The organism is Flavobacterium sp. CG_9.1, assembly GCF_015751645.1.
GTDB lineage: Bacteria > Bacteroidota > Bacteroidia > Flavobacteriales > Flavobacteriaceae > Flavobacterium > Flavobacterium xanthum.
The window spans coordinates 1-11538 of the sequence record NZ_JADOVC010000038.1; the positions used below are offsets into that span (position 1 = coordinate 1).

Here is an 11538-nt window from a genome sequence, read left to right on the forward strand (position 1 = left end):
TAACATAAATTCATTTTTGTCCATGTCTAAATTGTTTAGAACAAAACTACTACCTTAGGTTAATCTAAAAAATATGGGGTTCGTCGGGCGGATACATTGAAACATGGAATACGGTACGAAGTCTTCTGGCTTCGTACCGTCTAGTGCTCGTTTACAACGAGTACTACCTTCCTTTTAAAACGATTTAAAGCGTTTGTAACGTATTTTAGCCCCTTAATTACTTCAATATTTGTATAGCAACAGATTCAATATTATCATCAAAAACGACTATACTTTTTATTAAGCTGTTCTAGCTCATTAGGCGTTGTTATCCAATATTTCACTCAAATTTCCACTATGCAATTCGGGAATTTCAATATTCAATTCTGGAATTGAATAAAGGACTATTTGTACCCTTGATATCAGTCCAATAGATTTGTCAAAGTATCCAATACTAAAACCTGTGCAATTGACAAACCTTAATAACATAAAATGAAATTGTTTTCTCAATCCCTCCTATCCGAATTAGAACATCAGTTAGACAAAATAAATCTGGAAATGAAAGAGCCTGTCCAATATGCGGAGGAGGCCATAAAGATTTCGATATCCATTTTAGAAAAACTAAAAACATATTGCGTAAAATACAAATTCAAAGATAAAAATGAAGAGATTGAATTTTTCAGGAATATCAAGCCGCAGTTTGCAGCGAAACTTATTTATTACAACGAAATCTATACTATTGAAACTAGTAAACCTTATGGTTCGAAGAAAACGGTACGCAAATACTATACTACTGAAATCTCAAAATTAAAAATATTCTTCAACGAAAATCAAGAATTTTACCGCTACTACCGTACAAATAATCGATGTCTCGATGCTACCTATTTCATAAGAGGAAAATACGATATTAAACTGACACTCGATAGTTTTTACTTTCAGGCAGACCAACGTTTTTCTACTTCACATGACTATAAATTGGCAAAAATTCTGGCCAATGATTTAATTAAATCCTACTTAGAATCAGAAATTGCAAAAATAGAGCATAACAGCGACCAGCTACAGCCAACTAATCTACCTTCCAAAAAACAAAAATGGACAGGCTCCAAAGTCGAATTAATTGAAATAATCTACGCATTACATACAGAAGGTGTTTTTAATAATGGAAAATCGGGACTAAAAGAAGTCGTAAGCTATTTCGAATCCGCTTTTGATATTGATTTAGGGCAATTCCACCGCGTTTTTCTCGAAATCCGAAACAGAAAAACGGAAAAAACCAAATTCATAAATACCCTCAAAAACAAACTCATCACCCGCATGGACAACGCCGACGAAAATTAAAATAAATTTTCCCCACTCGCCCTACTATTTTTATCCCAAAATCACCTGTTTAGATTCGCCCTTAAATTATAAACGTAAAAAAACAATGAAAAAACGGAGTGGCAGCAGTCCGCGAGTTGAGCCTGAAAGGCGAACGGCTCGGGCTGCGGAACAGAGTTTTGAAGTAGTTTTTGAGTTTTGAATTTTCAGGCTTGATTTTTTTGTTTCTTTTTTGATCAAGCAAAAAAGAAAAGAATAACTTCAAGAAAACCACTCGCCATTCAGTACCCTTAAACCCGCACTTAAATTAATAACGTCAAAAACAACATTTGAAATTAAAAGGAGGACAGCCAGTGGCTGTCAGGTAAATTACAAAAGACAGTTTTTAAGTTTTGAATTTTCAGGCTTGATCTTTTGTTTCTTTTGCATTAAGGTAAAAGAAAAGAATATTTTCATGAAAACTACTCTCACTAAATATCTACTATTCGCAAACCCACCCTTAAATTAAAAACGTTAAAAAACAATGAAAAACGGAATGGCAGCAGTCCGCAAGTTGAGCCTGAAAGGCGAACGGCTCGGGCTGGATATGCAAATAAAAAATGGAGATTAAGTTAAGCGACATTTTTGTAATTAAATTGATTGTTAAATTCGTCAATGTTTTTATAATTTAAGGCCGAGTGCCTTCTTTTTTTATTATACCAAATTTCGATGTACTCAAAGATTTCTAATTTCATTTGTTCTTTAGTAATGAGCTTGTTACCATAAATCAATTCGGTTTTTAATGATTTAAAGAAACTTTCTGCTACAGCATTATCCCAACAATTGCCTTTTCTGGACATACTTCGAGTAATTTTTTTATACGAATTCAGAACATTTGCAAATTTATTATTAGCATACTGAACCCCTCTATCGGAATGAAATATTAATCCTGAATGCACAGTTCTGTTTCGAGTTGCCATTCGCCAAGCCGATAATATAGTGTCTTGAGTACTCATGATACTACTTAAACTCCAGCCTATTATTTTTCTATCATATAAATCTATAACTGTTGTTAGGTATAAAAATCCTTCTTTTGTATGGATATAAGTAATATCTGATACCCAAACTTTTGACGGTAATGTTGGTTTAAATTCTCTGTTTAAAACATTTTCGACTGTCAAATAATTATGTTTTGAATCAGTAGATACTTTAAATTTCTTACTCAATTTACTTCTTAAACCCATTTGCTTCATGTATTTTGCTACAGTTATTCTTGAAATTGCATAACCTAAACTTTGTAATTCGATGGTTATTCTGGGGCTACCATACCGCTGTTTGGATTCAAAATAAATTGAAGTTATTTTTTCTTTTATATGGTTCATTCTATGAATTCTATTTGAAATAATTTTGTTTTTCCATCTGTAAAACCCACTGGAACTTACCACTAAAACCTGGCACATTTTTTCAATCGGAAATATTTTTTCATTGTTTTTTATGAAATCATATATCATCGACCGCTCTTGGAAAAAATGCCTATTGCTTTTTTTAATATATCGCGTTCGAGTTCTGCATCTTTGAGTTTTGCTTCTAAATCGCTTATGATTTTTTGATCTGATGTTTGTTTGAGAATCCCTTTTCCAGGGAAACTCCCTGAACCAAATTTCTCATAATCTTTGCGCCATTTGTATAGCATAGCAACTCCGATGCCTAGTTCTCTGGCTAATTCAGTAATGTTTGATCTTTCATTACTCAATTCAACTGCTTTGGTCTTAAAAGCAGTGTCATAAATTTTTCTGACTGTTTTCATATGTTAAAAGTAAGGTTTTCTCTTAACTCTGTCTCCATGCTAAATTAGTATATCCAGGCTGCGCAACAGAGTTTTGAAGTGGTTTCGTAAGTTTTTAATTTTTAGGCTTGATCTTTTATTTCTTTTGCATCAAGTCAAAAGAAAAGAACATCTTCATGAAAATTACTCTCATTAAATATCCATTATTCGCAAACCCGCCCTTAAATTAAAAACGTCTAAAAACAACGAAAAAACGAAGTGGCAACAGTCCGCAAGTTGAGCCTTAAAGGCGAACGGCTCGGGCTGTGGAAAAGAGTTTTGAGGTAGTTTTTGAGTTTTTAATTTTCAGGCTTGATCTTTTGTTTCTTTTGCATCAAGGCAAAAGAAAAGAACATTTTCATGAAAACTACTCTCACTAAATATCCACTATTCGCAAACCCGCCCTTAAATTAAAAACGTCAAAAACAACATTTGAAATTAAAAGGAGGACAGCCAGTGGCTGTCAGGTAAATTACATAAGACAGTTTTTAAGTTTTGAATTTTCAGGCTTGATCTTTTGTTTCTTTTGCATTAAGGTAAAAGAAAAGAATATTTTCATGAAAACTACTCTCAATAAATATCTACTATTCGCAAACCCACCCTTAAATTAAAAACGTTAAAAAACAATGAAAAACGGAATGGCAGCAGTCCGCAATTTGAGCCTGAAAGGCGAACGGCTCGGGCTGCGCAACAGAGTTTTGAAATGGTTTCGTAAGTTTTTAATTTTTAGGCTTGATCTTTTATTTCTTTTGCATCAAGTCAAAAGAAAAGAACATTTTCATGAAAATTACTCTCATTAAATATCCACTATTCGCAAACCCACCCTTAAATTAAAACCGTTAAAAAACAATGAAAAACGGAATGGCAGCAGTCCGCAAGTTGAGCCTGAAAGGCGAACGGCTCGGGCTGCGCAACAGAGTTTTGAAGTGGTTTCGTAAGTTTTTAATTTTTAGGCTTGATCTTTTATTTCTTTTGCATCAAGGTAAAAGAAAAGAATATTTTCATGAAAACTACTCTCACTAAATATCTACTATTAGCAAACCCACCCTTAAATTAAAACCATTAAAAAACAATGAAAAACGGAATGGCAGCAGTCCGCAAGTTGAGCCTGAAAGGCGAACGGCTCGGGCTGCGCAACAGAGTTTTGAAGTGGTTTCGTAAGTTTTTAATTTTTAGGCTTGATCTTTTATTTCTTTTGCATCAAGTCAAAAGAAAAGAACATCTTCATGAAAATTACTCTCATTAAATATCCATTATTCGCAAACCCGCCCTTAAATCAAAAACGTCTAAAGACAACGAAAAAACGAAGTGACAACAGTCCGCAAGTTGAGCCTGAAAGGCGAACGGCTCGGGCTGTGGAACAGAGTTTTGAGGTAGTTTTTGAGTTTTTAATTTTCAGGCTTGATCTTTTGTTTCTTTTGCATCAAGGCAAAAGAAAAGAATATTTTCATGAGAACTACTCTCACTAAATATCCACTATTCGCAAACACACCCTTAAATTAAAAGAGTCAAATGCAAAAAAAGGCTGCCCAATCTGGGCAACCTTATTAACCTACTTATCTAAAAATAAAATTTCTGCTACAAATCAACAGCTAATACTTTTTTGATGAACTTACTTCTCTAAAAAGTATAGTCCAATCAGGATCTTTATTCTTTGGAGGTGTTATTGACTCTTCATAAGTTTCATACCGAACAACGGATGAATTAGTTAGGATAACTTCTTTATCCTTATCCGAAAACGTCTCACTAGTCAAAATACTCGCTTCATAATCGACTATAAAATCATATAGAACTTCATAGTGTTCTTCCGTTTTTGAAAGAAACAGCAAGGAATTAATAAACCGACTAAAACTTAATTTGGCTTCTACTGACACATCCCAATTAACAATTATTTCAGACAAACTATCCGAAAGAATAAGCAATACTTTGCCTGACGATACAGAATTGGCATCACTACTCCTTACTTTACTGGTTACAATACCTTTTTGTGAGATTTTTAAAATGGGGTAAGATCCTTGTTTATAAAGTGCTTGTCCTTCATCATCAAAGGGATTAGCGCTGTTGGCTGGGATTTCTACTCTACTTTTAGAATTTTTAGTAGCATTCGGCTCCGCCTTTTCAAAACCAGTGGGCAAATTCTCCTGAGAAGATAAAGAATCGGTACTACAAGACTGTAGGATAAACGAAATGGAATAGCACATTAAAATGGCTAGGAATAAAAATACTTTTTTCATTTTTGTAAATGTTTTAAATGTTACTGACTACTTTTTTCATCAGTTCTTTTCACCCGGGGTAATGGGAACAGTAGTGATTTTGCTCATAACAAAACCATTTGAATTCAGGGCAAAACTAAATGTGTAGTCCGTAACACACAACGCTACTGCTGTTCAATTCGGGAATTTAATAGGTGTAATTCCCGAATTGATAACAGTAAATTCATAAACAATTTGTACATAATCAACAACTTAACATTCAAAAAATACATTTAGAGTTTCTCAGTGTTAATATTCTTTATATTGAAGTTTTTTAGCTACATTTATTCCTGATAAATACAGGTCCAACTCCTTTATTTTGTTTTTAAAACGCTGTAATCCCCATTTTAGAAGATGAAAAAAAACTACTTAATCCTACTATTATTTTGTTTTTTTACTAGCTTAAACGCTCAAAAAAAGTTTATAATTCCAGATAGTCTCTCTAATAAAAGTTGCGACTATTTCAATGAAAAAATAAATTATAAGGAAAGTGATAGTTTAAAAGAGCGCTTATATGCACAGGCTTGGTTAGCTAAAGCCAAATCCGAAAGAAACGATACGCAAATGGCGCTCGCTTATAAATCCTTAATCTATAAATTCGATAAAAAACTCCGACACCTATATGCTGACAGTTCGGTTACTGCTGCTAAAAGAACAAACAGTGCTGAATTGATTGGATCCACTTACATGACAAAAGGAATAGTATATTATGATGATAAAGAGATGATGAAAGCATTGGATAATTACCTCATCGCCGAGGATTATATTTCCAAAACAAACGTCGATTATCTTATTTACAAATTAAAATATTGCAAAGCGCTAACTAAATATTATCTTGGATTTTATCACGAAGCAATAGCTTTATTCACAGAGTGCGTTACTTATTTTAAAGAGCAAAATGATCATGCCTATGTCAATTCATTATATTCATTGGGTCAATGCTATAGCAGAGTTAATAAATATCAATTAAGCAGTCAAATAAATCAAATAGGAATAAAAGCGTCAATTCAATTTGAAATTTTTAGAATGAAATCATACTTTCTATTTTCTGAAGGTATAAACCAATCTTTTAAACACAACTATGTTGATGCTATAAAAAAATTATCGTTGGCATTACCGGATATTAAGAGTAATAAAGATTTTGCCAATGAAACTCTTGCTTATTTTTATATTGGTAAAAATTATTGGTCTCAAAATCAAAAAGAAAAAGCGGTATTCTATTTCAAAAAAGTAGATATAATTTTCCAACAACAAAACTACATAAGTCCGGAATTAAGGGAGGCTTATGAACTACTAATTGATTATTCTCTAACTAAAAATGATAAAAAAGCACATTTACTTTACGTAGGACAACTCTTAAAAATAGATCGATTATTAGAACACAATTACAAATATCTTTCAGGAAAAATAACGAAAGTATACGATACCGAAAAACTACTTCAAACGCAACGTAATTTAGAAAACTCCAATAATTCCATAACTGTTATTGCCATTAGTACCACAGCAGTCTTGATATCAATAATTTCATTCCTTGTTTACAGACATTTTAGAGCTAAAAAATTATTCAAAGAGCTGATGAACCGCCAACCGGAAAAATCCAAATTATTTGTAGCAAACGGAAGTAAGGAAACCGAACTCGATATCAATCCCGAAGTAGTTGCTGCAATTCTAAAAAAATTGGAAAAATTCGAATTCAGTAAAAAGTATCTCGAAAAAGAGATGAATTTATTCAAATTGGCTTCTTTATTAAATACAAATACCAAATATGCTTCAAAAATAATTGCAAAATACCGTAACAAAGGAATCATAGAATATATCACTGATCTTAAGATTGAACATATCATAGAACTGCTTAAAAGTGACAATAAATACCGTAATTACAAAAACAAAGCACTAGGAGACGAAGCTGGCTTTGGTTCTACTCAAAATTTCACAAGAGCATTTAAAACCCGTACAGGCATATCCCCTAGCTACTTCTGTACGGAATTAAACAAATCAGTAGCAGTTAACACTTAAAAATATTTTTTTATTGTGATTTTTATACACAAAAAAAATACTAGAAAAAATCAGCTCTAATCACTCATATAACCCTTTAGGTATAATTATTCAAAACGTCAGTTCGAGTGTTTTTTGTGGAGTAAAACGCAGCAAAAAATGTATCGAGAACCGTTTTTAATTCAAAATTATCTTATTTCCGAAACAATTTTCCAATTAAAATCACTCAAACTGACGAAAATTAGGACTAAAAACTAATTACAACCAACGGGCTTATTTATTTTTAAAACTACATATCATGGTAAAGATTTTACCGTTCACTTTAGGAAGTGTCCAGCACGACTACTACGGGCTTGACATTTAGAATTTAGCGAGCACCAATAAAAGTCAAGTGGTCTAATAGAAAAGAATCTCTTAAAGAAAACTATGTACTACCAACTATTCAAGACTCTTAAAAACGCCCTTATAATTTTATACCAAAAAATCACAGTGCTGATTTTTACTTTGGCCGGCGGGAGTAATCTAAGAGTCAAGTTATAGAGTAAAATCCAACTAAACTTCAACTTTTCCTCGCCCTTAAATAAAAAGCATAGAAAAACAACGAAGAAGAGAAATGGCAGCACTCCGCGAGTTGAGCCCATAGGGCGAGCGGCTCGGGGTGCGGAATGGAACTTTGAGGTAGTTTTCAAGCTTTTTATTTTCAGGCTTGATTTTTTGTTTCTTTTGCATCAAGGCAAAAGAAAAAATTAAATAAAACCCAAATAGTTATTTTATTAAAAGAAGTCAATAAACACCGCCAATTAAAAATAAAAACTCATTATTTCTTTCACAACTTGTGAACCACTTGTGATATAAAAACATCCAAAACCTACACTTTTGCATTATAACAATTTAAAACACAAGTTATGGCAATCGAAATCCTTACCAAAGAAGACCTAAATCAATTTCACAAATCTCTTTTAGAAGATATTAAAGAAATACTTAAAGGCAAAAATGAGCAATCCAAAAAATGGTTAAAATCAACAGAAGTCAGAAAGCTTCTTAACATCTCCCCTGGCACGCTCCAAAACCTTCGCATTAATGGAACCTTAACGTATACTAAAATTGGTGGGACAGTGTATTACGACAATTCTGATATTGAAAAAGTACTAAACGGCAACAAAGTTAATGCGCTACCCACACTCTTCAAATAATGTTGTTATGAGGGACAAGAAAATCTCATTATCCCGCTAAAAGTCTTAATACTTAATACTCCAATCTTACTACTTCCGTATGAACTACATAAAACACTTAACCGGGTTTTTTGATAAAGTATCAAAAGACAAAATTCTCAATCCAACACACGTTAGTTTATACATTGCATTATTCCAATTCTGGAATTGCAATCGATTCAAAAACCCCATCAGTATTTCTCGTGATGAGGTGATGCGAATCAGCAAAATTAGTTCCAAAGCAACGTATCACAAATGCTTAAAAAACTTGCATTCTTTGGGCTACATCAATTACGAGCCATCGTATAATCCATTCAAAGGAAGCCAAGTATACCTATTTAATTTAGCTGACGAACTAAAACCAATGCCCAAAAGTGAAAGAAACACCAGTTCAAATACTGAACCTGTTTTTAAACCAGTTGATGAACAACTAGTGAACAAGTCTTGTACTAGTAGTGGTACAGGCACTGAACAAGCGCTAGTACCTTATATAAACAATACAAATAATACAAACAATCAAAACATTATAAAGATTGTAAACGGGAATGAGCAAGCACAAAATTTTCAAGATGGCGATTCATTTTTTAAAAAAGTAGATACTGAAATGCCTTTGGCATTCGCTGACACCAATAAAAATCAAACTGAAAGCGGTCAGCAAAAGAAAGAAAAAAAGTTGCGCGAAAAAAAGAAATCCTTTTCGGATTCAACGACACAGAAAATAAGCAAAAAAGAATTAGTCGGTAAAGAACCACCACCTTTCGACGAAGTCAAAACATATTTCCTAGAACAAATCTTCCCAGAAATCGAAGCACAAAAATTCTTCAATTATTTCTCCAGCAATGGATGGCTAGTAGGCGGAAAAACCCCAATGGTCGAGTGGAAAGCCGCAGCACAAAATTGGATGATAAACGCAAACAAATTTAACTCAAATGAACAAAATCAACCCCATAGAGCAAAACACCTCAATACAACAATTGACAAAGACTATTCAGAGCCTTTGTAAGCCGTTCGTCAGTTCGAGTGATTTTATAAAATTGCGACAAGCTATTTTATAAAATTGTATCGAGAACCGATTTAACCCATACTCACGATCTGAGTTTTAGAAAGGATAAGTTCTATGACAACCCAAAAGTAATTTTAAAAACGAAGCAGCTCAAAGTCCCTCTCCTTCGGAGATGGATTTAGGGTGAGGAAAAAATTAAATTATGCAAGAAATCAAGACCCAATACAACTACGAACAAGTAATACTTTGGCTCGAAAAAAAAGGCGGGGAATTATACGGAAATCATTTCAAAATCTTGGAAAGCGATCATCCCATAATCTACAAACTCATAGCCTATTTTCTGAAAGATCAACAAACTTGTTTTCAATTTAACATCAACCTGAATAAAGGAATAATGTTGAGCGGCCCAGTGGGCTGTGGTAAAACATCGCTAATGAATATTATGAAATACCTCACGCCTATAGAACATAAATTTCATGTAAAACCCTGTCGGGATATCAGTTTCGAATTTATCCAAGAGGGCTACGAGATTATCCATAAATACAGCAAAGGAAAGCTCTACGTATCGGAGCCCAAAACAATCTGTTTCGATGATTTAGGCACAGAAAATAATCTTAAATACTTTGGCAACGAATGCAATGTAATGGCAGAAATACTATTATCTCGCTATGATTTATTCACTTCTAAAAAACTACAAACCCACATCACCACTAACCTATCAGCGTCCGAAATAGAAACTCATTACGGCAATCGAGTCCGCAGTCGATTACGCCAAATGATAAACTTAATTGCCTATGACAAAACCGCTAAAGACAAACGATAATATCATCGAAAGCAATGGATAGAAGTTTCCTTCAGCTCGGTTTATCCCGAACTTGTTTCGAGAAGTGTATTTCCTGTAGAACAACGAATCAAAAACCACTAACGTGAACCATCATAATTTCTCCGTCAGTTCGAGTGTTTTTTGTGCAGTGAAACGGAACAAAAAATGTATCGAGAACCATCATTAACTAAAAAACAAACCATGAAAAAAATCAACACTTTCTGGAACTGGTTCCAAGATAACAATCAAACCATCAAAAACCTTATCAATGAAACTCCTAAAAATCAAAAGCATATCGCATTTTGGATAAACAAAAACCTCAACTACTACTGCAGGGAAATTGACTTTATAATTGTCTTTCCAAAAAAAGAAAATAGCAAAGCCGAATTCATTATCACAGCCAATGGAAATTCCAACTATTTCCAACAAGTCGTTCTTTTAATCGACAATGCACCACGACTGAGAACGTGGAAATTCACTGCGTTCCTGATGCCAACTGAGCAAATCAATAAAGTTATTGAAGAACTAGAAAAGCCATACATAATTCCAGAGATTACTTTAAAAGCTGCAAAACTCCATTTTTTAGCATTAGATCATGACGAAGAAACACAAAAGTTTGAAATCTGGATTTATCTAAAAAACTACAATTTACTGTGTAATACAAAAACACTTTCCCAAGTCATTTGTATAATTATACAAGACCAAATGACACAAGAGTTATTATCCCAAAATAGTAGTTTTGTCCAACTCGCACAACTTCCAGATATAGAACACAGCCTGATTAAACTACATGAATTACAATACTATCTTGATTTCTTTAAAATAGATTGAATAGCACTAAAAGTGGGTATTGCTTACGCAGTAAAATCACCTTTATTTTACATTTTACGAACAAAAATAGACTAATCCATCACAAAACGAATGAATCAACGGATCGTAAATATGCTATCTATTGCATCAAAATGTGGAAAACCGTAAAGTAAAATAAATCACAAAGTTTATTTTTGTATTTCACTCTAAAAGGTGGTTTAGAAATTCATAAACACTGGAATAAGCTGTTCATTATTTGAATAGGTTATAAGTTTAAAAATTTATAGTTTTACTTTTTCATAATAATACCACATCAATGTAAATTAGCCATTGATTTCGGTAAA

At 33.1% G+C, this 11538-nt stretch carries 10 protein-coding genes; 7 read left to right on the plus strand and 3 right to left on the minus strand.

Going from position 1 to position 11538, the window contains the following annotated elements:
* Positions 1-471: 471 nt before the first annotated feature.
* Entirely contained in the window at positions 472-1317 is an 846-nt protein-coding gene (locus IWX83_RS15385) for an RteC domain-containing protein (RefSeq protein ID WP_196831009.1), read from the plus strand.
* 590 nt (positions 1318-1907) lie between these two features.
* Here the strand turns inward: IWX83_RS15385 and IWX83_RS15390 are convergent.
* Positions 1908-2891 carry an IS3 family transposase gene (locus IWX83_RS15390; RefSeq protein WP_370568441.1) on the minus strand — a complete coding sequence of 328 codons (984 nt, stop codon included), beginning with the start codon at positions 2889-2891 and terminating at the stop codon, positions 1908-1910.
* Positions 2783-3082: a transposase gene (locus IWX83_RS17330; RefSeq protein WP_231380063.1), complete on the minus strand. Its 300-nt coding sequence runs from the start codon at positions 3080-3082 to the stop codon at positions 2783-2785. The genes IWX83_RS15390 and IWX83_RS17330 overlap by 109 nt, the downstream gene beginning before the upstream one ends.
* A gap of 867 nt (positions 3083-3949) precedes the next feature.
* On the opposite strand from IWX83_RS17330, the gene IWX83_RS15395 reads away from it, so the two are divergent.
* Complete coding sequence (locus IWX83_RS15395) at positions 3950-4123, plus strand: hypothetical protein (protein WP_196831011.1); 174 nt, start codon at positions 3950-3952, stop codon at positions 4121-4123.
* A gap of 569 nt (positions 4124-4692) precedes the next feature.
* On the opposite strand, the gene IWX83_RS15400 is transcribed toward IWX83_RS15395, so the two are convergent.
* Positions 4693-5334 carry a hypothetical protein gene (locus IWX83_RS15400; RefSeq protein ID WP_196831013.1) on the minus strand — a complete coding sequence of 214 codons (642 nt, stop codon included), beginning with the start codon at positions 5332-5334 and terminating at the stop codon, positions 4693-4695.
* A 372-nt stretch (positions 5335-5706) separates the two neighbouring features.
* Here IWX83_RS15400 and IWX83_RS15405 point away from each other — a divergent pair, with 372 nt between their 5' ends.
* From IWX83_RS15405 to IWX83_RS15425, 5 genes are all read left to right on the plus strand, one after another.
* Positions 5707-7368 (plus strand): AraC family transcriptional regulator, encoded by a 1662-nt coding sequence (locus IWX83_RS15405; protein WP_196831016.1) that lies wholly within the window; start codon positions 5707-5709, stop codon positions 7366-7368.
* Positions 7369-8252: 884 nt separating this feature from the next.
* Positions 8253-8540 (plus strand): helix-turn-helix domain-containing protein, encoded by a 288-nt coding sequence (locus tag IWX83_RS15410; protein WP_066076127.1) that lies wholly within the window; start codon positions 8253-8255, stop codon positions 8538-8540.
* Positions 8541-8619: 79 nt separating this feature from the next.
* Entirely contained in the window at positions 8620-9561 is a 942-nt protein-coding gene (locus tag IWX83_RS15415; protein ID WP_196831018.1) for a transcriptional regulator, read from the plus strand.
* Between the two features lie 199 nt (positions 9562-9760).
* The gene (locus IWX83_RS15420; RefSeq protein WP_196831061.1) at positions 9761-10384 is read left to right on the plus strand and encodes an ATPase; all 624 of its coding nucleotides are present in this window, start codon (positions 9761-9763) and stop codon (positions 10382-10384) included.
* A 201-nt stretch (positions 10385-10585) separates the two neighbouring features.
* Entirely contained in the window at positions 10586-11215 is a 630-nt protein-coding gene (locus IWX83_RS15425; RefSeq protein ID WP_196831020.1) for a hypothetical protein, read from the plus strand.
* Positions 11216-11538 lie beyond the last annotated feature (323 nt).

What these genes read in the sequence shown, in the direction of transcription:
- IWX83_RS17330 (WP_231380063.1), bottom strand. Translation starts at nt 3,082, where the DNA reads ATGAAAACAGTCAGAAAAATTTATGACACTGCTTTTAAGACCAAAGCA.
- IWX83_RS15410 (WP_066076127.1), top strand. Translation starts at nt 8,253, where the DNA reads ATGGCAATCGAAATCCTTACCAAAGAAGACCTAAATCAATTTCACAAA.
- IWX83_RS15415 (WP_196831018.1), top strand. Translation starts at nt 8,620, where the DNA reads ATGAACTACATAAAACACTTAACCGGGTTTTTTGATAAAGTATCAAAA.
- IWX83_RS15405 (WP_196831016.1), top strand. Translation starts at nt 5,707, where the DNA reads ATGAAAAAAAACTACTTAATCCTACTATTATTTTGTTTTTTTACTAGC.
- IWX83_RS15400 (WP_196831013.1), bottom strand. Translation starts at nt 5,334, where the DNA reads ATGAAAAAAGTATTTTTATTCCTAGCCATTTTAATGTGCTATTCCATT.
- IWX83_RS15395 (WP_196831011.1), top strand. Translation starts at nt 3,950, where the DNA reads ATGAAAAACGGAATGGCAGCAGTCCGCAAGTTGAGCCTGAAAGGCGAA.
- IWX83_RS15385 (WP_196831009.1), top strand. Translation starts at nt 472, where the DNA reads ATGAAATTGTTTTCTCAATCCCTCCTATCCGAATTAGAACATCAGTTA.
- IWX83_RS15425 (WP_196831020.1), top strand. Translation starts at nt 10,586, where the DNA reads ATGAAAAAAATCAACACTTTCTGGAACTGGTTCCAAGATAACAATCAA.